23 protein-coding genes and 1 tRNA gene are annotated in these 24420 nt (G+C 62.1%); 13 read left to right on the top strand and 11 right to left on the bottom strand.

Features of this window, described 5'->3' with window-relative positions:
- Window positions 1-26 precede the first annotated feature (26 nt).
- The gene (locus ACQ4WN_RS24440) at window positions 27-170 is read left to right on the top strand and encodes a DUF2256 domain-containing protein (protein WP_436553871.1); all 144 of its coding nucleotides are present in this window, start codon (window positions 27-29) and stop codon (window positions 168-170) included.
- Complete coding sequence (locus tag ACQ4WN_RS24445; protein ID WP_436553852.1) at window positions 167-1516, top strand: DASH family cryptochrome; 1350 nt, start codon at window positions 167-169, stop codon at window positions 1514-1516. The genes ACQ4WN_RS24440 and ACQ4WN_RS24445 overlap by 4 nt, the downstream gene beginning before the upstream one ends.
- A 113-nt stretch (window positions 1517-1629) precedes the next feature.
- On the opposite strand, the gene ACQ4WN_RS24450 is transcribed toward ACQ4WN_RS24445, so the two are convergent.
- Window positions 1630-1705 (bottom strand) — tRNA-Phe (locus ACQ4WN_RS24450).
- A gap of 275 nt (window positions 1706-1980) precedes the next feature.
- On the opposite strand from ACQ4WN_RS24450, the gene ACQ4WN_RS24455 reads away from it, so the two are divergent.
- The 8 genes from ACQ4WN_RS24455 (at window position 1981) to ACQ4WN_RS24490 (ending at window position 13148) form a co-directional block, all read left to right on the top strand.
- Window positions 1981-4236, top strand: a complete 2256-nt coding sequence (locus ACQ4WN_RS24455; RefSeq protein ID WP_436553853.1) for a S41 family peptidase — start codon at window positions 1981-1983, stop codon at window positions 4234-4236.
- A gap of 79 nt (window positions 4237-4315) precedes the next feature.
- On the top strand, window positions 4316-5548 hold the full coding sequence (locus ACQ4WN_RS24460) for an FAD-dependent monooxygenase (protein WP_436553854.1): 1233 nt from the start codon (window positions 4316-4318) through the stop codon (window positions 5546-5548).
- Window positions 5549-5707: 159 nt separating this feature from the next.
- Window positions 5708-6424 (top strand): DsbC family protein, encoded by a 717-nt coding sequence (locus ACQ4WN_RS24465; protein ID WP_436553855.1) that lies wholly within the window; start codon window positions 5708-5710, stop codon window positions 6422-6424.
- 131 nt (window positions 6425-6555) lie between these two features.
- Window positions 6556-7014 (top strand): (2Fe-2S)-binding protein, encoded by a 459-nt coding sequence (locus ACQ4WN_RS24470; RefSeq protein ID WP_034753534.1) that lies wholly within the window; start codon window positions 6556-6558, stop codon window positions 7012-7014.
- A 10-nt stretch (window positions 7015-7024) separates the two neighbouring features.
- Window positions 7025-9289 (top strand): xanthine dehydrogenase family protein molybdopterin-binding subunit, encoded by a 2265-nt coding sequence (locus ACQ4WN_RS24475; protein WP_436553856.1) that lies wholly within the window; start codon window positions 7025-7027, stop codon window positions 9287-9289.
- 13 nt (window positions 9290-9302) lie between these two features.
- Window positions 9303-9881 (top strand): nucleotidyltransferase family protein, encoded by a 579-nt coding sequence (locus ACQ4WN_RS24480; RefSeq protein WP_436553857.1) that lies wholly within the window; start codon window positions 9303-9305, stop codon window positions 9879-9881.
- 48 nt (window positions 9882-9929) lie between these two features.
- Window positions 9930-11759: a M61 family metallopeptidase gene (locus tag ACQ4WN_RS24485; RefSeq protein ID WP_436553858.1), complete on the top strand. Its 1830-nt coding sequence runs from the start codon at window positions 9930-9932 to the stop codon at window positions 11757-11759.
- Window positions 11760-11972: 213 nt separating this feature from the next.
- A complete protein-coding gene (locus ACQ4WN_RS24490; protein ID WP_436553859.1) occupies window positions 11973-13148 on the top strand; it encodes a GGDEF domain-containing protein in 1176 nt (391 codons plus the stop codon).
- Here the strand turns inward: ACQ4WN_RS24490 and ACQ4WN_RS24495 are convergent.
- The 7 genes from ACQ4WN_RS24495 to rpe form a co-directional block, all read right to left on the bottom strand.
- Window positions 13099-13563, bottom strand: a complete 465-nt coding sequence (locus ACQ4WN_RS24495) for a hypothetical protein (protein ID WP_436553860.1) — start codon at window positions 13561-13563, stop codon at window positions 13099-13101. The two genes, ACQ4WN_RS24490 and ACQ4WN_RS24495, sit on opposite strands and share 50 nt — an antisense overlap.
- 20 nt (window positions 13564-13583) lie before the next feature.
- Window positions 13584-14384: an indole-3-glycerol phosphate synthase TrpC gene (gene trpC, locus ACQ4WN_RS24500; RefSeq protein WP_436553861.1), complete on the bottom strand. Its 801-nt coding sequence runs from the start codon at window positions 14382-14384 to the stop codon at window positions 13584-13586.
- Between the two features lie 33 nt (window positions 14385-14417).
- Window positions 14418-15461 (bottom strand): anthranilate phosphoribosyltransferase, encoded by a 1044-nt coding sequence (gene trpD / locus ACQ4WN_RS24505; RefSeq protein ID WP_436553862.1) that lies wholly within the window; start codon window positions 15459-15461, stop codon window positions 14418-14420.
- 65 nt (window positions 15462-15526) lie between these two features.
- Complete coding sequence (locus ACQ4WN_RS24510) at window positions 15527-16090, bottom strand: aminodeoxychorismate/anthranilate synthase component II (RefSeq protein WP_436553863.1); 564 nt, start codon at window positions 16088-16090, stop codon at window positions 15527-15529.
- A gap of 1 nt (window position 16091) precedes the next feature.
- Window positions 16092-17588 (bottom strand): anthranilate synthase component I, encoded by a 1497-nt coding sequence (gene trpE, locus ACQ4WN_RS24515; RefSeq protein ID WP_436553864.1) that lies wholly within the window; start codon window positions 17586-17588, stop codon window positions 16092-16094.
- 230 nt (window positions 17589-17818) lie between these two features.
- A complete protein-coding gene (locus tag ACQ4WN_RS24520) occupies window positions 17819-18535 on the bottom strand; it encodes a phosphoglycolate phosphatase (RefSeq protein ID WP_101483756.1) in 717 nt (238 codons plus the stop codon).
- Complete coding sequence (gene rpe, locus ACQ4WN_RS24525) at window positions 18535-19209, bottom strand: ribulose-phosphate 3-epimerase (RefSeq protein ID WP_436553865.1); 675 nt, start codon at window positions 19207-19209, stop codon at window positions 18535-18537. Before rpe ends, ACQ4WN_RS24520 begins: the two co-directional genes overlap by 1 nt.
- 169 nt (window positions 19210-19378) lie before the next feature.
- Between rpe and apaG the strand changes: the two genes are divergently transcribed.
- Window positions 19379-19753 (top strand): Co2+/Mg2+ efflux facilitator ApaG/CorD, encoded by a 375-nt coding sequence (gene apaG, locus ACQ4WN_RS24530; protein ID WP_436553866.1) that lies wholly within the window; start codon window positions 19379-19381, stop codon window positions 19751-19753.
- Window positions 19754-19781: 28 nt separating this feature from the next.
- On the opposite strand, the gene ACQ4WN_RS24535 is transcribed toward apaG, so the two are convergent.
- The gene (locus tag ACQ4WN_RS24535) at window positions 19782-19928 is read right to left on the bottom strand and encodes a hypothetical protein (RefSeq protein ID WP_166674646.1); all 147 of its coding nucleotides are present in this window, start codon (window positions 19926-19928) and stop codon (window positions 19782-19784) included.
- Between the two features lie 10 nt (window positions 19929-19938).
- On the opposite strand from ACQ4WN_RS24535, the gene mltA reads away from it, so the two are divergent.
- Window positions 19939-21219 (top strand): murein transglycosylase A, encoded by a 1281-nt coding sequence (mltA, locus tag ACQ4WN_RS24540; protein WP_495542761.1) that lies wholly within the window; start codon window positions 19939-19941, stop codon window positions 21217-21219.
- A gap of 36 nt (window positions 21220-21255) precedes the next feature.
- Here the strand turns inward: mltA and ACQ4WN_RS24545 are convergent, their stop codons facing one another.
- Both ACQ4WN_RS24545 and ACQ4WN_RS24550 read right to left on the bottom strand, forming a co-directional pair.
- Window positions 21256-21693: a universal stress protein gene (locus ACQ4WN_RS24545; RefSeq protein ID WP_436553868.1), complete on the bottom strand. Its 438-nt coding sequence runs from the start codon at window positions 21691-21693 to the stop codon at window positions 21256-21258.
- Between the two features lie 137 nt (window positions 21694-21830).
- Complete coding sequence (locus ACQ4WN_RS24550) at window positions 21831-23132, bottom strand: MFS transporter (RefSeq protein WP_436553869.1); 1302 nt, start codon at window positions 23130-23132, stop codon at window positions 21831-21833.
- A 76-nt stretch (window positions 23133-23208) separates the two neighbouring features.
- Between ACQ4WN_RS24550 and ACQ4WN_RS24555 the strand changes: the two genes are divergently transcribed.
- The gene (locus ACQ4WN_RS24555; protein ID WP_436553870.1) at window positions 23209-23985 is read left to right on the top strand and encodes an enoyl-CoA hydratase; all 777 of its coding nucleotides are present in this window, start codon (window positions 23209-23211) and stop codon (window positions 23983-23985) included.
- Window positions 23986-24420: the final 435 nt, after the last annotated feature.

A 24420-nucleotide genomic window follows, 5' to 3' on the forward strand; every position in this document is an offset into this window, starting at 1 on the left:
CGTTAGCCAGAGTGATCAACATGCGTATGCGAAAAAAATCTGACCTTCCGACCAAGCTCTGTCAGCAATGCCAGTTGCCGTTTGCATGGCGTAAAAAATGGGAAAAGGTCTGGGCCGAGGTGAAATACTGTTCAGATCGCTGTCGCCAGGATAGCAAGCGTCAGACATGAATACCGACCCCGTCGCAAGGTCGGCACAAACGCATATTTACTGGTTTCGCAATGACTTGCGGCTCGAGGATAATCCGGCTTTGCGCCAGGCCTGCCAACGCGCCGGCCATCTGCTGTTTGTGTATTGCCATCGCAGCGCGTCGGTCGCGACGCGCTGGAATGTGCCGCGCACCAGTCCGCATCGCCAGCATTTTCTCCGGTCGGGTCTGGCGGACTTGGCGACGCAGCTGGCGTCGTACGGCAGTCAGTTGCTGGAGGTCGAGGGCGACCCCGCCCAGGTGTTGCTGGCACTGGCGCATTCCATCGGCGCGACGACTATCCATTGCGAGGAGATTGCCGCGCCAGAAGAGCAGGGCGACCTTGCCGCACTGCGTGCTGCTGGCCTGACAGTAGAAGCGCTGTGGCAATCGAGCTTGCTCGATCCGGCAGCGCTGCCGTTTCCGTGCGCTGCCTTGCCCGATGTATTCACCAACTTCCGCATCCTCGTCGAGCGAGAGCAGGTGGCGCCGTCGGCCCCGCTCGCGCGGCCGACGATGATTCCGCCCTTGCCGCCGGCCTTCGCAGCCCTGGCTGAAACCTGGACAGTGGTGCCTGACGTGCCCCAGGACGCGCATCTTGCCACCGCACGGTCGTCGTTCCCGTACGCGCTACCGGCTTTTTACGGTGGCCCGAGTGCCGCCGCTGAACATCTGCGCCAGTATTTTTCTGGCGCGCTGGCGCACACCTACAAGCTCTCACGCAATGGCTTGACCGGCGTGGACTATTCCACCAAGTTTTCGCCATGGCTCGCCTGCGGCGCGCTATCCGCGCGCATGGTCTGTGCCGCGCTCAGGCAGTTTGAAGCAGTGCACGGCGCCAACGACAGCACTTACTGGATCTGGTTTGAATTGATGTGGCGCGACTATTTCCGCTTTCTGCACCTGCAGCACGGGGTCGCGCTGTACCGGGCGCAAGGTTTGAGCAGCCTGGGCCAGCCCAGTCACGATGCGCATCGATTCGAAGCATGGTGCCAAGCTCGCACCAGTGAACCGCTTGTCAATGCGGGCATGGCCGAGCTCAGTGCCACCGGTTACCTCTCCAACCGGCTGCGTCAAATTGTTGCCAGTTACCTGGTGCACGATCTGGGCTGCGATTGGCGCGCCGGCGCTGCCTGGTTTGAAGCGCAACTGATCGACTACGACGTCTACAGCAATCAGGGTAACTGGCTGTACGTTGCCGGCCGGGGGACCGACCCGCGCAATGGGCGACGGTTCAACCTGCAAAAGCAAATGCGCGACCATGATCCAGACGGGGCCTATCGGCGCCTCTGGGCGACGCAAGGCACGGCGCAGGTCGAACTGAAGTGAGGGATGTCAAAGGGGTGCAGCGCTTGCGCCGGAAATGAGCCGGCGCCAAGGACTGCGCACCCCAGAAACGACAACGCCCACTAACATGAGTGGGCGTTGCGTGAACGAATTCTTGGTGGCCCGGGGCGGAATCGAACCACCGACACAAGGATTTTCAATCCTCTGCTCTACCGACTGAGCTACCAGGCCAAGGTGGAGAATTATAGCAGACCAAAACGGGAATGCAAGAGCCGGCTGTGACTTTTCTTGGATTTCTTAGGTGCACGTGCTTTTTTAGATCGGGAAGTACCGTGTAGCCAAGGGGAGCACTGCAGGCGAACGCTCTTGCGTGCGTAGTACTATTGTTTGATAATCAATGCTTTATCAAACCAGTCAATCCGCATCGCGATATACACACCGGCGTCAGCCGGTTTTTTTATGCGCGGCGCAGGCGTTGACTTCAGTGGCGGAAGAGGGACGCGGCAATGGCTATGCAACGGATGGCGCTGGAAAATGGGCGCGCGCGGCGTGCGTTGGCGGGTTTGCTGGGGGCGTTGGCGGTGCTGGTGTGCACCGCAGCGCCGGCACAGGCGCACGATGGGAATAGCGTAGCGCTGGCACGCTTGTGGAGCGCTGCGCGCGCCACCCATCCGGCGCTGGCCGACGACCGCGTCGACTGGGACCGCGCGCTGGTGGCGGCCTTGCCTCAGTTGCGGGACGAAGACGATGCAGCCAGTTTGCGGCTGGCCATCGCGACTCTGATGGCGCCGCTGCACGATGATGCCTTGCGCATCGGGGCAGAGGCGCCGGCGTACGTGCGCTGGCCGGCCGATGGCGATGTGCTGGAGTGGCTGCCCGGCGACACGGCGCTGCTGCACCTGCATCCGGGCATGCGCGATGGTAGCCCGCTGCTGCTGCTGCTGCCGGCCAGGGCCCGGCAAGTCATACTTGATTTGCGTGCGCGCAGGGAGCTTCCGCGTCCACCGTTGCCCACCATGCTGCATGCCGTGCTGGCGCAGTTGATCACCGAACCATTGCTGCTGCCGGCCGAGCGCTATCGTTTTTCTACCGGCCCGCGCCCGAATACTCCCGGGCAGTGGGAAGGCATGACGGCGGGTTTCATGCAATTGGAGGCGCAACGGCTGCAGCCGGCGCCCGGTGCGCGGGCCCTGCCCATGGTCTTCATCGTCAATGACACGCAATCGGTGCCGCATGCCGTGCTGGCGCTGCAGCGCACTGGCCGCGCGCGCATCGTGGCCGAGGAGGGCGCCTGGCGCAGCCGCGCCGGTCCGGTGCAAGCCTTGTCGATAGGCGATGACTTGCGCGTCGAATTCGCGTCCGGCCAATTGGCCTGGCCGGACGGCAGCGCCGCCGTGCTGGCTGCTGATCGTACCTTGCGCATGGATCGCGCCACCGGGCCGGCCAGTGCGCCAGTCAAGGCGGCGCTGGCGCTGCTGGCGCAGCCATCGATGCCGGTGATATCGGTGATATCGCCGCCGGCATCCGCTGCGCTGTATCCGGTGCGCCACGACGACGAAGCTTATCGCGACATGCGCTTGCCCGAGCGCGAGTGGCGCATGCTCGCTGCCATCAAGCTGTGGGCCACGCTGGATAATTACTTTCCGGCCAAGCCCTTGATGAGCCGTTCGTGGGATGACGCCTTGCAGCGCTGCCTGCACCAGATGGCCCAGGTGCACGATGCGCGCGAGTATGGCCTGATCCTGCAGCAGATGGCAACCAGCCTGGATGACAGCCATGTCGGCGTGGGCAGTCGGGCGCTGGGCGGGAATAGCCGCACGCACGGCATAGGCGTGGTGCTGGCTGCCATCGATGAGGGCATCGTGGTGGCTAACGTGACAGACCCTGCTTTGCTGCGTTCGGGCCTGCTGAACGTGGGTGACACTATCGTGCAAATCGATGGCGAGTATGTAGGCACGCGTCTGGGGCGCTTGCGCGCCACGACGGCAGCTTCGAACGAAGCGGGACGCTGGCGCAAGGCCATGGCCGAGATGTTGACTTTTCTGCCCGGCGCCAGCGTGACCTTGCAGGTCGATAGCGGCGATGGCAAGCGGCGCGAGGTGGTGTTGCAGCCGACGCCGCTGGACGATGCGCTGGCGCCGCGCCACGCGCGCCCGATGATCGCGCTGGACAAGGGCATTGCCTACGTCGACCTGGACCGCTTGCAGGCGGGCGAGGTGGACGCCATGTTTGACAAGATACAAGGCAGCCGCGCCCTCATACTCGATATGCGCGGGTATCCGCATGGCACCGGCCGCGCCATCGCGGAACGGCTCAATGTCAATGACGCCAGTATCTTCGCCAGGAGTTACCAGCAACTGGTGACGGCGCACGAGACCAGCGACGGCGTGCAACTGGCGTATCCCGATCGCCTGTACCCAGCCCTGGCGCCCGTATACCGGGGCCAGGTCGTCATGCTGATCAACGAACATACGCTAAGCCAGGCCGAGCATCTGGCGCTGGCGGTCGAGGCGGCCACGCCCGTCACCTTTATCGGCACGCCCAGCGCGGGCGCCAATGGCGACTTGCGCGAAGTGGTGCTTCCTGGAAAAGTCCATGTCTGGTATTCGGGGCTGGAAGTGCGGCATGCCGACGGACGCCAGCTGCAAAGAGTGGGCGTGCAGCCGCACATCACGGTCGCGCCCAGCGTGGCCGGCTTGCGCGCGGGGCGCGATGAAGTGCTGGAGCGGGCGCAGGCATTTCTGCGCCAAGATCAAGAATAGTTGAAGTCTTTGGCTTTTCTCCGTTTCCGCTGGCGGGCGCGCATGCTGAAATGGGCACGGCAAACGCTATAATGGGTGCATGAACAGTCCCTCCTCCCCCACCATGCGGCGCTTCATGCATAGCCACAGCGACGTTTGTATCGTCGGTGACGGCGCCATCGCGAAAACTACGGCGCTGGCGTTTGCCCAGGCAGGACAAAGCGTCACACTGCTATCCCCGGTGAGCCCTCCGGCACCCACCGTCAAGCCGGTCGAAGCCAGCTGGGATGTGCGCGTGTATGCGCTCAATCACACGGCGCACCAGCTGCTGTCGTCGCTGAAGGTATGGGGCGCTTTGGCGGCCGACAGGGTGGCGCCCATCGATGCCATGCTGGTCAACGGCGACGGTGCGCAGGCGGGCGGACTCGGTTTCGACGCCTACGGCGCGCATGTCGGCACCCTGGCGTGGATCGTCGAAGACCGCAACCTGGGCCAGGCGCTGGATGCGGCTCTGAAATTCGCACCAAACGTCAATGTGGTGCAGGGGCGTGCCAGCCGACTGGAATGGACCAGTGATACGGCCATCGTGCACCTCGATGGCGGCGACACCATCACCTGCGCGCTGGTGGTTGGCGCGGACGGCGCCCAGTCCTGGGTGCGGGGCCAGTGCGACATCGGCCTCGATTACCGCTCGTACGGCCAGCGGGGCGTGGTCAGCAACTTCGCCTGCGAAAAGCCGCACCATGGCGCGGCCCACCAGTGGTTTACGGGCAGCGAAGGCATCGTCGCGCTGCTGCCGCTGCCGGGCGAGCGCGTTTCACTGGTCTGGTCGGCGCCCGATGCGCTGGCCGACACCTTGATGTCCGAATCGGCCGACGCCCTGGCCGCGCGCCTGGCCGCGTATTGCCACGACAAACTGGGTACACTCACGCCGCTGCAGCCGGAACTGGTGCGCGCGTTTCCCCTGACCCTGATGCGCCCGCACGCCATGGTGGCGCCGCGCGTGGCCCTGGTGGGCGACGCCGCTCACGTGGTCCATCCGATGGCCGGCCACGGCATGAACCTGGGCTTTGCCGACGTGGCGCAACTGGTCAAGACGATCAGCGAACGCGAAGCGCACCGCGGCATCGGCGATGAACGCGTGCTGGCCCGCTATGCCCGCGCGCGCAAGGAAGACGTGCTGCTGATGCAGCTGGCCACCGATGGCCTGGCGCGATTATTTGGCGCTGATCTGGAGCCGCTGCGCGTGGTTCGCAATTTGGGATTAAACTTGCTCGATAAATTACCGGCCCTGAAGCGAAAAATGATTTCGCATGCATTGGGGCATCAGTGAAAATCAGTAAGTCTTAAGATATCGCTGGATAATGGCAGCAGTGAAAATTCAAGGTCGCCGCAGCTGGTCTGCGGCGCTCGTTTTATTAAGAAGATAGTTGCGCCGGGCCAGAGGCCAGTTTCGCCAGGCGTTTCAAGTGGAGAAGTGATAGTGATAAAAATGAGCAGAATCGCATTAGTGCTGGCCTCGGGCCTGATGATGTCGTGCGCCGGCGCGGAAACGCCAACGGAAGCTAGCATCAAAAAGCTGATCGAGCCGCGCCTGGGCGAAGGCGCCAAGGTCGATTCGGTCAAGGAAACCCCTTACGGTGGTCTGTACGAAGTGCGCACGGGTGGCGACATCCTGTACACGGACAAAGCCGCGCAATACCTGTTCGTGGGTCACGTCTTTGACGCCAAGACGTCGCAAGACCTGACCAAGGTGCGCCTGGATGAAGTCAATCGCATCAAGTTCTCCGACCTGCCGCTCGATTCGGCCATGAAAACCGTCAAGGGCAATGGCAAGCGCGTGATCGCCGTGTTCGAAGATCCGAACTGCGGCTATTGCAAGCGCTTCCGCCAGAACGCACTGAAGGAAATCGACAACGTCACCGTCTACACCTTCATGTACAACATCCTGTCGCCGGACTCCATCGTCAAGTCGCGCAATGTCTGGTGCGCACCGGACCGCAACAAGGCCTGGGATGACTGGATGTTGAACGGCAAGGCGCCAGCCACGGTGGCCGCCACTTGCGCCAACCCGCATGAAAAAATCCTGGCCCTGGGCCAGCAATTGCGCGTCTCGGGCACGCCGGCTATCTTCTTTGCCGACGGTAGCCGCATTCCGGGCGCAGTCGATGCGAAAACGCTGGAACAGAAATTCTCGACCATTAAGTAATCCGGGCTGTCGCCAGGAAGGCTGGACGGCGCGCCCTCGCAAGGCGCGCTTTTTTTTCACTTTTTTCCGCTGTCGTATCATCAAGTGTTGTTTGTAGACGCCATAACAATCCAAAAAAGGGGAAGCAGCAGATGATTACCTTGAATATCAACGGACGCGACACGCAGGTCGATGCCGATCCTTCCACGCCCATCCTGTGGGCGCTGCGCGATAACCTGAACATGACGGGCACCAAATTCGGTTGCGGCGCGGCCCTGTGCGGCGCCTGCACGGTGCATCTCGACGGCCAGCCGATCCGCTCCTGCATCACGCCGATTTCCTCGGTGGGCGCACAAAAGATCACTACCATCGAGGCGATGGAAAACGACCAGGTGGGCAAGGCCGTGCAGGCGGCATGGGTGCGCCACGACGTGCCGCAATGCGGCTACTGTCAAAGCGGCCAGGTGATGAGCGCCACAGCGCTGCTGCGCACCAACAAGGCACCCAGCGATGCTGATATTGACGGTGCCATGAGCGGCAATATCTGCCGCTGCGGCACCTATCAACGGATCCGCGCAGCCATCAAGGACGCGGCCAAGACCCTGGCCTGAGGAGAGCGACATGCGTATCGAATGGTTGAATCAGGAAGCATTGCAGCATGGCGCAGTGACCCTGGGCGCGGCGCTGGCATCAGTCCCGGTGGCGCTTGCAGATGGCGTCTCGCGGCGCGGTTTCATGAAAGCCGGCGCGGTGGCGGGCGGCGGCTTGATGCTGGGCTTTTTCCTGCCCGGCGCAGGCAAGCTGGCGCAGGCGGCCGATGCCGCCCCCGCCAAGCCCGTGTACGCGCCGAACGCCTTTTTGCACATCGCCCCCGATAACACGGTGACGGTGCAGGTGAACCGGCTGGAATTCGGCCAGGGCGTGCAAACGAGCTTGCCCATGCTGATCGCCGAGGAACTCGACGCCGACTGGCGCCTGGTGCATGGCGCATTGGCGCCGGCTGGCGAGCAGTACAAGGATGCCGCCTACGGCATGCAGATGACGGGAGGCTCCGGCAGCATCGCCCATTCGTTCACGCAGTATCGCGAAATCGGCGCCAAGGCGCGCGCCATGCTGGTGGGCGCCGCCGCCGCGCAGTGGAAAGTCAGTCCCGACCAGGTACGGGCCGCCAAGGGCGTGCTGTATGGCCCCGGCGGACAGAAGGCGACGTATGGCGAACTTGCCGACGCGGCCATGCGCCAGCCCGTGCCCGCCACCGTCAAGCTGAAGGACCCGCGCGACTTTGCCATTATCGGCAAACCCGTGAAACGCCTGGACGCCGCCGCCAAGTCCACGGGAAAACAGCAATTCGGCATCGACTTCAAGCCGCTTGGCGCGAAAGTGGCCATGGTGGCGCGCCCACCCGTGTTTGGCGCCAGAGTGGCAAAATTCGACGCCAGCAAGGCGAAAGCCATCAAGGGCGTGCTCGAGGTGCTGGAAGTGAAGACCGACCGTGGCGGCAGCGGCGTGGCCGTCATTGCCGACGGCTACTGGCCGGCCAAGCAGGGACGTGACGCGCTGGTGATCGAGTGGGATAGCAGCGCCGTGGAAAAGGTCAGCAGCGACAAGCAACTGGCGGCCTTCAAGGCGCTGGCCAAAACGCCGGGCACCGTCGCCAAACCTGCCGACATGGGCAAGTTGATCTCTGCGCCGAAAAAGATCGAGGCCGTCTATGAATTCCCTTACCTGGCGCACGCGCCGATGGAGCCACTCAATTGTGTCGTCGACCTGCAGGCCGACCAATGCACGATGTGGGTGGGCTCGCAATTCCAGACGGGCGACCAGGCGGCGATTGCGGCTACCTCTGGCCTGAAACCCGGGCAGGTGACCCTGCATACGATGATGGCCGGCGGTGGCTTCGGCCGGCGCGCCGTGCCGTCGTCCGACTACGTGGTTGAAGCCGTCAATGTCGCCAAGGCATACCGGGCTGCCGGCAAGAGTGGGCCGCTGAAACTGATGTGGAGCCGCGAGGATGACATCAGGGGTGGCTACTACCGGCCGTCGCATGTGCACCGCGCGCAGATCGGCCTCGATGCAAAAGGGAAGATCCTCGCCTGGGACCACACCATTGTGGGTCAGTCCATCATGGCCGGCACGCCGTTCGAAGCCTTCATGGTGAAAAATGGCGTCGATGGCACCATGGTCGAAGGCATGGGCGAACCGTACACCTTGCCGATGCAGCTGTCCGTGCATACGGCCAAGGCGAACGTGCCCGTGCTGTGGTGGCGCTCCGTCGGCTCGACGCATACGGCCTTTGTCATGGAAACCCTGATCGACGAAGCGGCGCATGTGGCAAAGATGGACCCCGTCGCCTACCGCAAGCAGCTGATCGACGCCAAGCATACACGCCACATCGCCGCGCTGGACCTGGCCGTGGCCAAGTCCGGCTATGGCAGGAAGAAGCTGCCGAAGGGGCAGGCCTGGGGCGTGGCCATGCATGAATCGTTCAATTCCGTGGTCGCCTACGTGGTGACGGCGTCGGTGGTGGAAGGCGCGCCCAAGCTGCACCAGGTATGGGCCGGTGTGCATTGCAACCTGGCCGTCAATCCGCTGACGATCGAGGCGCAAGTGCAGGGTGCTGCGCTGATGGCGCTGGGCATGACCATTCCTGGCGCGGCCATCACGCTCAAGGATGGCGTGGTGGAGCAGCAGAACTTCGGCGACTATCCCGTGCCGCGCATGCCCGACATGCCGGTGATCGAGGTGCACCTGGTGCCCTCGGGTGACGCGCCGACGGGCATGGGCGAGCCGGGCGTGCCGCCGCTGGCGCCCGCGTTTGCCAATGCGCTGTTCGTCCTGACGGGCAAGCGCCTGCGCAAGCTGCCGTTTGATCTGGCGGCCGCATGACGGTAGCAGTTTTTTGAGTACGGTCGGCATCTTGCTGGCAGCCGGAAGGGGGCGCAGGTTCGACCCTTCCGGCGTGCAGAACAAATTATTGCAGCCTTTGACGCAAGGCCCGCATGCGGGTTTGCCGGTGGTGGTGGCGGCCGCAAAAGCCATGCTGGCGGCCTTGCCGCGCGTGCTGGCCGTGGTGCGCGCCGACGACACGCAGGTAGCGCGCGCACTCGGTGCGCTGGGCTGCGAGGTGCGCGTCTGCCATGATGCCGACACGGGCATGGCCGCTTCGCTCACCTGCGCCATCGATTACGTGCGCGGCGCGCCGGGCTGGCTGATCGCCCTGGGCGACATGCCTAGCGTGGAACCGGCTACAATCGCCGCCTTGTCGCAAGCCATCGACGATGGCGCGCGTATCGCCGTGCCCGTGTTCCAGGGCCGGCGCGGCAATCCTGTCGCGTTCAGCGCCTTTCACTTGCCGCTGCTGCTGGCGCTCGATGGCGACCAGGGCGCGCGCAGCATCGTCAAGAGCCATGCCGTGTGCGACGTGACAGTGGACGACAGCGGCATCTTGCGCGATATTGATACACCTGACGATTTGTAAGGCGGGGCAGTGGCGCTCCCGGGAAGACAGGCCAGACACGAGGAAAACATGAAAAAAGCTCCAATTAAAAAAAGCATCGCCAAGGCGCCCGCCGCCGGCATCATCTACAGCATCGCCGCCTTTGATCTGGCTGGCCACATGTTCAAGGTCACCTTGACGGTCAAGTCGCCGGCCGCCATCGGCCAGGTACTGTCCTTGCCGGCCTGGATTCCGGGCAGCTACATGATCCGTGAATTTTCGCGCAATATCGTCAGCATCCGCGCCGAGTCCGAGGGCAAAGCCGTGGCGCTGACGAAGCTGGACAAGCATTCGTGGCAAGCCGCCCCGTGCAAGGGGACCTTGACGGTCGAATACGACGTGTATGCCTGGGATTTGTCCGTGCGCGCCGCGCACCTGGACCAGAATCACGGCTTCTTCAACGGCACCAGCGTGTTTCTGCGCGTACTGGGTCAGGAATCCGATGCGCACGAGGTGCACATCGTGCAGCCGAAGGATGCCGCTTGCAAGACCTGGCGCGTGGCCACCACCCTGCCGGAACTCAAAGCGAAGCGCTATGGCTTCGGCAGCTACCAGGCCGCCAATTACGATGAGTTGATCGATCACCCGGTGGAGATGGGCGACTTCGCGCTGGCCACCTTCAAGGCGCATGGCGTAGCGCACGACATCGTCGTCACGGGCAAGGTGCCCAACCTGGACCTGGCCCGTTTGTGCCGTGACCTGAAAGCCATCTGCGAAACGCAGATCGCCTTCTTCGAGCCGAAGACAAAAAAAGCACCGATGGACCGCTATGTGTTCATGACCATGGCCGTTGGCGACGGTTACGGCGGTCTCGAACACCGTGCCTCGACGGCGCTGATCTGCGCGCGCGCCGACTTGCCGACGACGGCGTCAAGCAGCACGGAGATCGGCGACGGCTATCTGAAATTCCTCGGGCTGTGCAGCCATGAATACTTCCATACCTGGAACGTCAAGCGCATCAAGCCGGCCGCTTTTGCGCCGTACAACCTGCACGCGGAAAGCTACTCGCCGCTGCTGTGGCTATTCGAAGGCTTCACCAGCTATTACGACGACCTGATGCTGGTGCGCGCCGGCCTGATCGACGAGGCAGCCTATTTCAAGTTGCTGGGCAAGACCGTCAACAGCGTACTGCGCGGCAGCGGTCGCAGCAAGCAAAGCGTGGCCGATTCCAGCTTCGACGCCTGGGGCAAGTACTATCGCCAGGATGAAAACGCGCCGAACGCCATCGTCAGCTACTACACCAAGGGTTCGCTGATCGCGCTGGCCTTCGACCTGACGCTGCGCGCGAAGACGAATGGCGAACAATCGCTGGATGACGTGATGCAGGCGCTGTGGCAGCGCTATGGCCGCGATTTCTACAAGGGCAAAGCGCGCGGTGTGACGCCGGCCGAAGTCGAAGCCCTGTTCGATGAGATTTCCGGCACGCGCATGAAGCCGTTCTTCGAGCGCTACATCCGTGGCACGGACGACGTGCCGCTGGCACGCCTGCTGGCGCCGTTCGGCGTGAAATACAGCGACGCGCGCAAGATGGAAAAGCCCAGCCTCGACGTCACGCTGGGCCGCGACGGCAACGACGCCAAACTGGCGCAGGTGCACCAGGGCGGTGCCGCCCATGTGGCCGGCCTGTCGGCGGGCGACGTGCTAGTGGCTGTCGACGGCTTGCGCGTGACGGGTACCAACCTGGACACCTTGCTGGGCCGTTACGCCGTTGGCGCGAAGGTGGCGATTCACGCCTTCCGCCGCGACGAACTGATGACGTTTACGGCCGTGCTGCAAGGCGACCGCGTTCCCGGTGTCAGCCTGGCATTGCTGCCGGCGCCAAAGAAAGCCACGGGGCCGAAGCGTCCTAGTGCCGCATGATGCTGTTTGTCGTGCAGTAAGACAGAAAACCGGCCTTTACTGGCCGGTTTTTTCGTTCAGAATACATTTCCTCAAATGCAACTAAGCGGCCGATGCGGCCCGGTAGCAGCATATTTACTGCAAATGAACTAATTTTTCTTTAACTAAACTAAAATTGCCGAATTGTCTTTTTTAGATCGTGCCAACGTGCAAACCCTCGATCCTCGAACAATTATGCTGATGACGACCCTGATGTGCGGGGCAATGAGCATCGTCATGTTCTCGGTCTATCGCAGTTTCCGGCGCGAGGTACATGGACTGGGGCATTGGGCGGGCGGTTTGTTGCTGCTCGTGTGTGCGTCGCTGCTGTTCAGCAGCCGCGAAGTGCTGCCACCGGCATTGTCCGTGATCGCGGCCAATGCGGCGCTGGTGGCCGGTATCGGCCTGTCGATGCTGGGCACGGAGAAGTTCTATGGCCTGGCGACGAGTCGCCGCTCCTATCTGCTGATACTTGCCCTGGCCATCGCTGGCAATAGCTGGTGGCTGCTGGTGCACCCCGACTTCTCGGCGCGCGTGGCGGTCTTCTCGCTGCTGGTCTTCTTGTTTTACGCGCGCCAGGTGCTGCTGGTATGGCGCCATGGCGAGCGCCATTTCTCGAGTTTTTTCCTTGGGGCGCTGATGCTGCTGCAAGCTGTCGTGGTGCTGGCGCGCGGCGTGTCGGCGTTGCTGCATGGCGGCGCCAGCGTGAACCTGGCGGTGGCAGGCACACCGGCCGGCATCTATCTGGCGGTCGCCAATTTCATGGCGCTGCTGCTGACGGTGGGCTTCATGACGGTGGCGACGCGACGCCTGCAGCAGATACTGGAGCGCCGTTCGACCCACGATCCGCTGACGCAGGTGCTGAACCGGCGCGGCTTTGGCGATGCCTATGCGCGAGAAATTGGCAATCAGCGCCGCCGCCGTTTACCGCTGACACTGCTCAGTATCGACCTCGATTACTTCAAATCGATCAATGACCGCTATGGCCACGCGGTGGGTGACCAGGTGCTGGCGCATGTGGCCAGCGTCATCGGTGGCGCCTTGCGCGAATCGGATTGCGTGGCGCGTTTCGGCGGCGAGGAGTTCGTCGTGCTGATGCCGGACATGCCGGCGCAAAGTGCGCTGGGCGTGGCCGAACGCATCCGCGCCTTGCTGCGCGAGTCCAGCCATGCGGGACTGCCATCGTGTACGGTCAGCATAGGCGTCGCTTGCCAGGTATCGATAGCGGAAGGGCTGGAAAAGTTGCTGTCGCGCGCCGATGCGGCCCTGTACCTGGCCAAGGAGCGGGGACGCGACCGCATCGAACTCGATGCTTGCGCGTTTACTGAGGACCTGACAATGTCCGCAGCTGGAATCGATACTGCTCGTTGAACAGGAAGGTTTCGGAAAAATCGAAGGTTCTGGCGTGACGGTGCATCAGGTGTGCCGCTGGCGGAAAGAGGGATGGCACGCGTCGCACGGCGGCCAGCGCCGCAGCCGATGCTTCGCTGTCGCGTGAACGGTGCACGCGCACGCTTTTCAGCTCGCCCTCGGGGCCCACGCTCAGGTCGAGCACGACGATGGCCGGCAACATGGGCGGCAGGCGCCCGCTGAATGTATATGCGCTGTTGGCCGCCATGATCTGCTGCGCCACCAGCGACTTGTAGGCGTCGATGTTGGCGGCAAACTGTAGCGTAGCCGGCGTGCCAGGGGGCGTAGGTGCGGGCGTGCGCGCCGCTGGCGGGGACGCAGTCTGGCAAGCCGACAGCAGGACAGTGGCGGCAACGGAGGTGATCGCGTGTCTCATGGCTGCCAGGCTACCATGGTTTAACTGAACAGGCGCTCCAGCTCCACGCCGGGGTCGGGTGCGCGCATGAACGCTTCGCCCACGAGGAAGCTGTGGATGTGTGCATCGCGCATGCGTTTCACGTCGGCCGTGCTGTGGATGCCCGATTCCGTGATGATCAATTTGTCTTGCGGGATGCGTGGCAAGAGGTTGATGGTGGTGTCGAGCGAGGTTTCGAAGGTGCGCAGGTTGCGGTTGTTGATGCCGATCAGCGCGCTCTTGAGCTTGAGTGCCGCGTCGAGTTCTTCGCCGTCGTGGCTTTCGATCAGCACGCCCATGCCCAGTTCGTGGGCGCACGCTTCCATTTCGGCCATCAGACCGTGGTCGAGCGCCGCGACGATCAGGAGGATGCAGTCGGCGCCCATGGCGCGCGCTTCATAGATTTGGTACATGTCGACCATGAAGTCCTTGCGCAGCACGGGGATGGTGCAGGCGGCGCGCGCCTGCTGCAGGTAATCCACGCAGCCCTGGAAGAACTGTTCATCCGTCAGCACGGACAGGCAAGCCGCGCCATGCGCCGCATAGCTGGCGGCGATGTCCGCCGGGCGGAAGTCGGCGCGGATCACGCCCTTCGATGGCGAGGCCTTTTTTACTTCGGCGATGATGCCGGGCTTGCCGGCGGCGATATGCTGGCGCAGGCTCGCTTCAAAGCCGCGCAGGCCGGCGCGCAAGGCGCTGTCGCTTTCCACGTCGCTGCGCAGGCTGGCCAGGCTGCGGTGGGCTTTGGCCTTCGCCACTTCGTCGGCCTTCACGGCCAGGATTTTATCGAGTATGTCGGACATGATGGTCGCTATTCTAAAAAGGAGGGCGGGAGCTTACGCCTGCGCCGGGGTGCCCAGCTGCTGCGTCACCTGCACGAATTGTTCCAGTTTTGCCAGCGCGGCACCCGAGCTGACGGCCCTGCGCGCACGCGCCAGACCGTCTTCGATCGAGCTGGCCACGCCAGCCGCATACAGCGCCGTGCCCGCGTTCAGGGCGACGATGTCCGCTGCCGCACCGGGCTCGCCGCGCAGCGCTTCCATCATCTTGGCCTTTGATTCGATGGAATCGGCCACCTTCAGGTTGCGGCTGGCGATCATCGACATGCCGAAATCTTCGGGGTGTATTTCATATTCGCGGATCTCTCCGTTGATCAATTCGCCCACCATGGTGGCTGCGCCCAGCGACACTTCATCCATATTGTCGCGGCCATACACGACGATGGCATGCTGCGCGCCCAGGCGCTGCAGCACGCGCACCTGGATGCCGACCAAGTCGGCGTGGAACACGCCCATCAGAATGTTCGGCGCGCCGGCCGGATTCGTCAGAGGCCCCAGAATATTGAAAATCGTGCGCACGCCCAGTTCGCGGCGCACGGGCGCCGCATGCTTCATGGCTGCATGGTGGTTCGGTGCGTACATGAAACCGATGCCCGTTTGCGCAATCGACTGGGCGATCTGCTCGGGTTGCAGGTTGATGTTGACGCCCAGGGAATCGAGCACGTCGGCGCTGCCCGACGATGACGAGACGCTGCGTCCGCCGTGCTTGGCCACGCGCGCGCCGGCTGCCGCCGCCACGAACATCGAGGCGGTGGAGATATTAAACGTGTGTGCGCCGTCGCCGCCCGTGCCGACGATATCGAGCAGGTTGGTGGTGTCGGCCATGGGCACCTTGGTGGAAAACTCGCGCATCACTTGCGCGGCGGCGGCGATTTCGCCGATGGTTTCCTTTTTCACGCGCAAGCCCATGGTCAGCGCCGCGATCATGGTGGGCGACATTTCGCCGGACATAATCTGGCGGAACAGGTACAGCATTTCGTCGTGAAAGATTTCGCGGTGTTCGATGCAGCGCAGCAGGGCTTCTTGTGGGGTGATCGGCATGATGCTTCCTTCTTCAATGATGGCGCAGGAGGACACTGATGGCACGCCGTGGCGTGCGCATGGAATCAGCGCTCGAGGAAATTCTTCAGCAGGGCGTGGCCATGCTCCGAGAGAATCGATTCGGGGTGAAACTGCACTCCCTCGATATCGTATTCCCGGTGGCGCACGCCCATGATTTCGCCGTCGTCCGTCCATGCCGTCACTTCCAGGCAGGAAGGCAGCGAGGCGCGTTCGATCGCCAAAGAGTGGTAGCGGATCACTGTGAAGGGGCTGGGGATGTCCTTGAAGACACCCACACCCGTATGCGCGATGACGGAAGTCTTGCCATGCATGACTTGCTTGGCGCGGATGACTTTGCCGCCAAACGCCTCGCCGATGGCCTGATGGCCCAGACAGACGCCCAGTATCGGTTTCTTGCCGGCGAAGTGCTTGAGCACTTCCACCGAAATGCCCGCCTGCGCAGGTGCTTTCGGGCCGGGCGAGATGCAGATGCGGTCCGGGTTCAGCGCTTCGATCTGTTCGATCGTGATTTCATCGTTGCGGTAGACCCGCACGTCTTCACCCAACTCGCCGAAATACTGCACGATGTTGTAGGTGAAGGAGTCATAGTTGTCGATCATCAGCAGCATCTTAAAACTCCCCATCCAGTCCATCTTGCACTTGTTCGGCGGCGCGCAATACGGCACGCGCCTTGTTTTCGGTTTCCTGCCATTCCATTTCGGGGATGGAGTCGGCCACGATGCCGGCCGCAGCCTGCACGTACAGCATGCCGTCCTTGATCACGCCCGTGCGGATGGCAATCGCCACGTCCATTTCGCCGCCAAACGACAGGTAGCCGCAGGCGCCGCCATAGATGCCTCGCTTGGTGATTTCCAGCTCGTCGATCACTTCCATGGCGCGCACTTTCGGCGCGCCCGTCAGGGTGCCGGCCGGGAAGGTGGCGCGCAGCACGTCCAGATTCGACAAGCCGTCTTTCAAAGTGCCTTCCACGTTCGAGACAATGTGCTGCACGTGCGAGTATTTTTCGATGACCATGCGGTCGGTGACTTGCACGCTGCCTGTTTCGGCGATGCGGCCGATGTCGTTGCGGGCCAGGTCGATCAGCATCACGTGCTCGGCGATCTCTTTCGGATCGGCCAGCAGTTCGGCCGACAGCTCGGCGTCGCGCTCTGGCGTGGCGCCGCGCGGACGGGTGCCTGCGATGGGACGCAAGGTGACTTTCTTGCCGCCATCTGTCGTCGTCTCGTTGCGCACCAAAATCTCGGGCGAGGCGCCGATGATCTGCATGTCGCCAAAGTTATAGAAGTACATGTACGGCGACGGGTTCAGCGAACGCAGGGCGCGGTACAGGGTCAGCGGCGAATCGACATACGGCTTGCGGATGCGCTGGCCGATTTGTACCTGCATCAAGTCGCCGGCCATCACGTATTCATGCGCCTTGGCGACCGCTTTCAGATAGTCTTCCTTGGAAAAGTCGCGGATGGTTTCCGTGCGCACGGAGGCGCTGGTGACGGGTGCATCGACCCCGCGGCGCAGCATCATGCGCAAGTCCTTCAGGCGCTGGCGCGCTTTCGAGAACGACTCGGGCTGCGTGGTATCGGCATACACGATCAGGTACAGCTTGCCGGACAGATTGTCGATGACGGCCAGTTCCTCCGTCACCATCAACTGTATGTCGGGCAGGTTCAAGTCGTCTTTCGGCGCGCCCCCCGCCAGTTTTTTCTCGATGTGGCGCACGGTGTCGTAGCCGAAGTAGCCGGCCAGGCCGCCACAGAAACGCGGCATGCCGGGGCGCAGGGCCACCTTGAAGCGAGACTGGTACTGTTCGATGAAGTCGAGCGGATTGCCTTCGTGCTCTTCGATCACGGCACCGTTCTTGACGATCTCGGTGCGGTTGCCATGGCTGCGCAAGACGGTGGTGGCGGGCAAGCCGATGAAGGAATAGCGGCCGAAGCGTTCGCCGCCGACGACGGATTCGAGCAAGAAGGTGTTCTTGCCGCCTTGCTGGGTTTGCGCCAGTTTCAGGTACAGCGTGAGCGGGGTTTCCAGGTCAGCGAAGGCTTCCGCGATCAGGGGAATGCGGTTGTAGCCTTGCTGGGCCAGCGATTTGAATTCGAGTTCGGTCATGTGTCTCTCCATGCCGCCAGGGTACGCGTGTGCGTCGTGCTTATAAAACACAAACCCTGCGGTGGGTTATCAAAAAACCTGCCGGCGCGCGCGCAGCCGACAGCAATCTTACACGGCTCGGCCCTTAGGCCTGCCAGGATTGCCAGCGTCGCCAAAGCCAGGCCTCAATCGAGCCGGTTTGGGTGACATTGTGTTTTTTGATGAGAAACGTGTTCACGATGTGGTGTGGGTCAGTATGCTGGTCTGTTGTGCATGCTTATAAAATGCGCCGCTTCGAGCAGCGTATTTACTATACCATCGGAATCGGTGTCGTGTATAGAGTGTCCGTGGTTGTAACCATACGGTACGGTCAGGACGGGGCAAGCCGCAGCCCGCGCCGCTTGCGCGTCATTCGAAGAGTCGCCGATGGCCACTACTTTGGCAGGCGCCAGGTCGAAGTCCGCACACACTTGCAGCAGCGGCATGGGGTGTGGTTTTTTCTTCGGCAGCGAATCGCCCCCGTAGACGATCTCGAAATACTGCGCCAGGTTTTTCTGCTTCAGCAGGGGCAGGGCGAAGGCGATCGGTTTGTTGGTGACGCAGGCCAGGCGCAGGCCTGCCGCCTTCATTGCCGCCAGCCCTGCTTCCACATCCGGGTAAAGGGTGCTGAACTGGCCATTGATGGCCAGGTAGTGGCGCTGGTAAGCCTCCATCGCCTGCTCGAAACGCTGTTCCACGCCGGCCGCATCGAAGTCGAGCGCCAGCACGGTGCGGATCAGGTTTTCCGAGCCCTTGCCCACCATCAGTTTGATGGCGTCGGCGCTGATGGGCGCCAGATCCAGTTCCGCGCGCATGCCATTGATGGCGACATGAAAATCGGGCACGGTGTCGAGCATCGTGCCATCGAGGTCGATGATGGCGGCGCGCACGCCGGCCAGTACGTGGTCTTTCACCGTGCCCGCTTGCATCAGGCGCCCGTCACTTTTGCCAATTCGGCACGCATGGCGTCGATGACGGCCTTGTAGTCAGGCTTGCCGAAGATGGCCGAGCCGGCGACGAAGGTGTCGGCGCCGGCAGCGGCGGCGGCGGCGATGTTGTCGATCTTGATGCCGCCATCGACTTCCAGCATGATGTCACGGCCCGATTCGTCGATCATGCGGCGCGCTTCGGCGATTTTTTTCAGTGCTTGCGGAATGAAGGACTGGCCGCCGAAGCCCGGGTTGACCGACATGATCAGGATGATGTCGATCTTGTCCATCACGTGTTCCAGGTAGTGCAGCGGCGTGCCGGGGTTGAAAACCAGGCCCGCTTTGCAGCCGTTGTCGCGGATCAGCTGCAAGGAACGGTCAAGGTGATCCGACGCTTCCGGATGGAAGGTGATGATGTTCGCGCCAGCCTTGGCGAAATCCGGGATAATGCGATCGACAGGCTTGACCATCAGGTGCACATCGATGGGGACTTGCACGTGCGGGCGGATCGCTTCGCACACCAGCGGGCCGATGGTCAGGTTCGGCACATAATGGTTATCCATCACGTCGAAGTGGATGATGTCGGCGCCGGCAGTCACGACGTTGCGCACTTCTTCGCCCAGACGGGCAAAGTCGGCGGACAGGATGCTGGGAGCGATACGGAATGTTGTCATGGTGGCTAAGGGCTCAGAGTAGAAAATGCGAAGATGCGCTATTTTACGCTTGGTGCCGTTACCATGCCTCATTGAAGTACGGTGAAACACAGAATACGCATCGCGCGATGGCCAATGCGGCGCGCGCGACACACAATATACGACTGGCAATGTCTGAATAGGAATGACGATGGCGACTTATGAATTTACGGTAACGGTCAAGACGCAATATCTGCCCGAGCAATCGGCACCGGACCAGGGGCGGCACGTGTTCAGCTACACGATCCGCGTCGTCAATACGGGCACGGCTGGCGCGCAACTGATTTCGCGCCACTGGGTCATCACGGATGCGAACAACAAGGTGGAAGAGGTGCGCGGCCTGGGCGCCGTCGGCCACCAGCCGTTGCTGCAGCCGGGCGAACAGTTCGAATACACGAGCGGCACCATGCTGGGCACACCGGAAGGATCGATGCACGGTGAATACTTTTGCGTGGCCGAGGATGGCCATCAATTCGAAGCGCCGATTCCCGAGTTCGTGCTGTCGGTGCCGCGCACCCTGCATTAACGAGAGACGGGGGAGGGGCTCGCGCCCCTTATTTCAGTTTTTCGGTGCGGTCCTGTTCTTCGCTGAGCTGCTTGCGCGCCGGTGGCGCGGGTTTTTTACCCGAATACATGGTCCACCAGACTATAAATGCCAGCAAGAAGAACGCCACCAGCGCCTCTATCATCAAGATCCACATACGCACTCCTATGTTATTTACCCGCAGCCTAGTATTTACCCGCCGTCTGTTGACACGCGGTAGTCTACCCGTTTCAATCGGCGCCGTCGCGCTTGCTTTGTCCGCCTGCACCACGCCGCCCACGCCGTCCGCTGCCTCCAGCGGCAGGGCGCCCGCCATTGCTCCGACCGTCGTCAGGCCAGTGCCTGCCAAGCCGGCCGATGCCAAGGATGCCAAGGACGCTATCGATGCAGCGGCGGCCCCCACCTTTGTGCCCGCCAAATTTGCCGCCTTGCCAGGCTGGGCCCGCGACGACATGCGCGCCGCCTGGCCCGCCTTCATGGCTTCGTGCGGCGTGCTGGTCAAGCGGCCGGACTGGAAAGAGTCGTGCACCATCGCGCGCCAGGTGAATGCCGATAGCGACAAGGCCATCCGCCTGTTCTTCGAGACCTTCTTTGTGCCCAATCAAGTCGTCACCGCCGATGGCGCCAGTACCGGCTTGGTGACCGGCTACTACGAGCCGCTGCTGCATGGCGCGCGCAAGCGCGGCGGTCCCTACCAGACACCGTTGTACAAGGTGCCTGACGATCTCGTTTCGGTGGACTTGTCCGGCGTGTATCCGGAATTGAAAAACATGCGCTTGCGGGGCAAGCTGGTGGGCAAGAAGGTGATCCCGTACGCGACCCGCGCCGACATTGAGCGCGCCACGGCCATCACGGGCAAGGAATTGCTGTGGGTCGATGACGAAGTCGAAGCGTTCTTCCTGCAAGTGCAGGGTTCCGGGCGCGTGCAGCTGACCGATACGCAGGAAACCGTGCGCGTGGCGTACGCGGACCAGAATGGTCACCCGTACAAATCGATCGGCCGCTACCTGGTCGACAAGGGCGAGCTGACGCTGAGCCAGGCGTCCGCGCAGGGCATCAAGGCGTGGATCGCCGGCCACCCCACGCGCAAGGATGAATTATTCAACGCCAATCCGAGCTATGTCTTCTTCAAGGAAGAGCGCCTGCCCGATCCCAAAGTGGGACCGAAGGGCGCATTGGGCGTGCCGTTGACGCCGCAGCGCTCGGTGGCCATCGATTCGCGCTTCCTGCCGCTGGGTGCGCCCGTGTTCCTGTCCACCACGCAAGCCAATAGCGAGATTCCCCTGCAGCGCCTGGTGATGGCGCAGGATACGGGCGGCGCCATTCGCGGTCCCATCCGGGTCGATTACTTCTTTGGTTTCGGTGCGGAAGCGGCCGAGAATGCGGGCCGCATGAAACAGAGCGGCGCCGTGTGGGTATTGCTGCCGAAACAGGCACCGGCGCGCTAGGGAGCGCGAGCGGCGCCGGGCAGTCCGTGGTTTGGCTTAGCGCAAGACCATCACTGGCAGATGGGTATGTGCCAGCACTTTTTGCGTTTCGCTGCCCACGAACAGCTTGTTCAAGCCTTTGCGGCCATGCGAGGCCATCAGGATGATGTCGCAATGGTAGGTTTGCGCCGCATTGACGATTTCCTCGTGCGGGCTGGGCGAGACGACGACCACGCCTTCGAAGGGCACGCCGACAGCGCGCGCCGCTTCACCGATCTTGTCGACGGCGCGTTGTGATGCTTCCTGCATTTGTTGCTCGTACAAGCCGGCGTCGAGCACGATGCCGCCATCGGCCATCGGCGAGAACGGGAACGGTTGCACCACACTGATGGTAACCAGCTTGGCCTTGTTCAATTGAGCGAAGGCGAGGGCCGTCTCGGCTGCTTTGTCGGACAGCGGCGAGCCATCGGTGGGAAATAAGATGGTGTTAAACATGACGTGCTCCTAGAGTGATGTAAGACAGCTTATGGATTTACATCAATGAAAACCTTGATGTAAATCAAACCTCACAGGCTTTGGCATGAATAATGTCGCCAAGGCAATCTTTCAGCAGTGTATGCCCGTTCATCGCTTCAGGTGCGCACGCTACGCAGCGGCGTGCCCCATACCATGGCGACGGTCAGCAGGATGCTGCCTGCCGCGATGCAGGCCAGGCCATTGCGCACGCCAAAGTGTTCCGCTACCCAGCCGGCGGCCAGCGCGCCCAGCGGCGCCGTCGCCACCGTCAGGAAACGCATGGTCGAGGTCATGCGGCCCAGCATGGGGTCGGGAGTGACCTTCTGGCGCAAGCCCAGGTAGGGAATAAAGAACAGCATCACGCCGCAATCAAAAAAGAACATCAGCACGGCATATGCCACGGCGCTGGCGGCTGTGCTGCCGAACAAGGCGGCGGGGATGGTGGGTGTCAGGGCAAAGCACACGGAGGTGGACGCCAGTCCGATCAGGATGGTGCGGCCGGCGCCATAGCGGCGCGTCAGCGGCTTGACGATGAAGGCGCTGAGCAGTACGCCGGCGCCACCGAGCATCTGCGTCATGCCCAGCACGCCGGGACTCATGCCCAGGTCGCGCGTGGCGAACAGCACCGTCAAGGCCATGCTGGCGTAAAACAGGAAGTGCCAGATGCCGGCGCCCCAGGCCAGCGCGCGCAGCAGTGGTTCACGCCAGACAAACAGCAAGCCGTCGGCGATGTCGCGCAGGGCGTGCTTGTCGGACGGCGCAGGACGCGGATCGCGTACGCTCATGGCGCGCAGATTGAAGACGGAAATCAAGTAGCCGCAAGCCGTGCACAGGATAGCGACGGGCGCCGACAGGACTTGCACCAGCACGCCGGCCAGGCCGGGGCCGATCAGGCGCGAAGCCGATTCGGTGGCAGCAAATTTTGATTGCGCATCGATCAAGCCGTCGCGGCCCACCAGGAAAGTCAGAAACACTTGTTCGGCGCCGCCACCGACGACGAAGCCCGTGCCGATGATGAACCCCACTATATATAACCACGGCATCGACAGCACGCCGCACCAGTAGGCGACGGCTACACTGGCCAGCGCCAGGCCCGACATGCTTTCGCTGAACAGCATGATCGGGTGCTTGCTGCGGCGGTCCAGCAGCACGCCGACGGGCAAGCCGAAGAGCGCAAACGGCAGCGCCTGCAAGGCGACCAGTACGCCCATCTGTTCCGGCGTGGCATGCAGCAACAGTACCGCGCACAGTGGCAGGGCCAGCGAGGTGATCTGGGCGCCGAAGCAATTGAGGCCGTTGCTGAACCACAGGCGGCGAAAATTGACGCTGGCGGCGCTGCCGTCACCGCGCAGGTGGCGGGCGCAATACTGGAAGAAGGAAGAGAAAATACGCAGCTCGATAAAGGTGATCGGGCTCACAATAATAGCAGCGCACCTGCCGCACCGCTGCCGTTAGCCGCTACAATCGTCACACCGTTCATCGAGAGGAGACACTATGCAATACGAAGACTTGATCATCGACATCCAGGACAAAGTGGCGGTCATCCGCCTGAACCGCCCGAAGGCGCTCAACGCATTGAATGACAATATGATGAATGAGCTGGGCGACGCCCTGCTCAAATTCGACGCGGACGAGAGTATCGGCTGTATCGTGCTCACAGGTAGCGAAAAAGCGTTTGCCGCCGGTGCCGATATCGCCGCCATGGCCGATTACACCTACCCGGACACCTTCACCCAGGGTTATATCAGCCGCAACTGGGAGCATATCTTGCGCGTGCGCAAACCCGTAGTGGGCGCCGTAGCGGGTTACGCACTCGGTGGAGGCTGCGAACTGGCCATGATGTGCGATTTCCTGATCGCCGCCGACAGCGCCAAATTCGGCCAGCCGGAAATCAAGGTAGGTGTCACACCAGGCGCGGGCGGCACGCAGCGTCTGCCGCGCGCCATCGGCAAGGCCAAGGCCATGGATCTGCTGTTGACGGCACGCACCATCGATGCATTGGAAGCGGAACGCATCGGCCTGGTGTCGCGCGTGGTACCGGCCGATAAATTGCTGGAAGAAACGCTGGCCGCCGCCAAGACCATCGCCGCCATGCCCACCTCGGTAGCCATGATGATCAAGGATTGCGTCAACCGCGCCTTTGAAACCACCCTGACCGATGGTGTTGCCTACGAGCGTCGTTTGTTCCAGGCCGCCTTTGGTACGCCCGCGCAAAAAGAAGGCATGCACGCTTTCCTGGAAAAGCGCTTGCCAAACTTCGACGGTCTTTGATATGATTCGCCTCCCCGATGAGACGCACTAGTTTTGGCGAAACACAGGGAGTCGGATGCAGTAGCAAACGGCAAAAAAAGAAGGTTGACGAAATGCTGCAAACGCTTCATACTCTTCCTTCTTCGCAGCTGACAAACACAACGCTTTGTCGATAGCGCGAAAGCAGTACCGAATACAGTTCTTTAACAATTAACAGTCGATAAGTGTGGGCATTTGATGTAAGTGCAGCAGCGATCTTCGGATCACTGTAAAACTTAAAATATCAAATGTTCACAAGAAATAATGAAATAGGCGCTACGCAAGTAGTGGCCTGTCAGTTTTTTGAGTGAGCGACCCGTCAGAAATGACGGTGCCTGTAAAAGGGCAAAGTAACAGAGATTAAACTGAAGAGTTTGATCCTGGCTCAGATTGAACGCTGGCGGCATGCCTTACACA

The sequence above is a fragment of the Janthinobacterium pasteuri genome, assembly GCF_051380775.1.
Classification (GTDB): Bacteria; Pseudomonadota; Gammaproteobacteria; order Burkholderiales; family Burkholderiaceae_D; genus Janthinobacterium.

Excerpts from the sequence above, each read along its gene's own strand:
- ACQ4WN_RS24440 (WP_436553871.1), top strand. The coding sequence starts at position 27 with ATGCGAAAAAAATCTGACCTTCCGACCAAGCTCTGTCAGCAATGCCAG.
- ACQ4WN_RS24445 (WP_436553852.1), top strand. The coding sequence starts at position 167 with ATGAATACCGACCCCGTCGCAAGGTCGGCACAAACGCATATTTACTGG.
- ACQ4WN_RS24455 (WP_436553853.1), top strand. The coding sequence starts at position 1,981 with ATGGCTATGCAACGGATGGCGCTGGAAAATGGGCGCGCGCGGCGTGCG.
- ACQ4WN_RS24460 (WP_436553854.1), top strand. The coding sequence starts at position 4,316 with ATGAACAGTCCCTCCTCCCCCACCATGCGGCGCTTCATGCATAGCCAC.
- ACQ4WN_RS24465 (WP_436553855.1), top strand. The coding sequence starts at position 5,708 with ATGAGCAGAATCGCATTAGTGCTGGCCTCGGGCCTGATGATGTCGTGC.
- ACQ4WN_RS24470 (WP_034753534.1), top strand. The coding sequence starts at position 6,556 with ATGATTACCTTGAATATCAACGGACGCGACACGCAGGTCGATGCCGAT.
- ACQ4WN_RS24475 (WP_436553856.1), top strand. The coding sequence starts at position 7,025 with ATGCGTATCGAATGGTTGAATCAGGAAGCATTGCAGCATGGCGCAGTG.
- ACQ4WN_RS24485 (WP_436553858.1), top strand. The coding sequence starts at position 9,930 with ATGAAAAAAGCTCCAATTAAAAAAAGCATCGCCAAGGCGCCCGCCGCC.
- ACQ4WN_RS24490 (WP_436553859.1), top strand. The coding sequence starts at position 11,973 with ATGCTGATGACGACCCTGATGTGCGGGGCAATGAGCATCGTCATGTTC.
- ACQ4WN_RS24495 (WP_436553860.1), bottom strand. The coding sequence starts at position 13,563 with ATGAGACACGCGATCACCTCCGTTGCCGCCACTGTCCTGCTGTCGGCT.
- trpC (WP_436553861.1), bottom strand. The coding sequence starts at position 14,384 with ATGTCCGACATACTCGATAAAATCCTGGCCGTGAAGGCCGACGAAGTG.
- trpD (WP_436553862.1), bottom strand. The coding sequence starts at position 15,461 with ATGCCGATCACCCCACAAGAAGCCCTGCTGCGCTGCATCGAACACCGC.
- ACQ4WN_RS24510 (WP_436553863.1), bottom strand. The coding sequence starts at position 16,090 with ATGCTGCTGATGATCGACAACTATGACTCCTTCACCTACAACATCGTG.
- trpE (WP_436553864.1), bottom strand. The coding sequence starts at position 17,588 with ATGACCGAACTCGAATTCAAATCGCTGGCCCAGCAAGGCTACAACCGC.
- ACQ4WN_RS24520 (WP_101483756.1), bottom strand. The coding sequence starts at position 18,535 with ATGCAAGCGGGCACGGTGAAAGACCACGTACTGGCCGGCGTGCGCGCC.
- rpe (WP_436553865.1), bottom strand. The coding sequence starts at position 19,209 with ATGACAACATTCCGTATCGCTCCCAGCATCCTGTCCGCCGACTTTGCC.
- apaG (WP_436553866.1), top strand. The coding sequence starts at position 19,379 with ATGGCGACTTATGAATTTACGGTAACGGTCAAGACGCAATATCTGCCC.
- ACQ4WN_RS24535 (WP_166674646.1), bottom strand. The coding sequence starts at position 19,928 with ATGTGGATCTTGATGATAGAGGCGCTGGTGGCGTTCTTCTTGCTGGCA.
- mltA (WP_495542761.1), top strand. The coding sequence starts at position 19,939 with ATGTTATTTACCCGCAGCCTAGTATTTACCCGCCGTCTGTTGACACGC.
- ACQ4WN_RS24545 (WP_436553868.1), bottom strand. The coding sequence starts at position 21,693 with ATGTTTAACACCATCTTATTTCCCACCGATGGCTCGCCGCTGTCCGAC.
- ACQ4WN_RS24555 (WP_436553870.1), top strand. The coding sequence starts at position 23,209 with ATGCAATACGAAGACTTGATCATCGACATCCAGGACAAAGTGGCGGTC.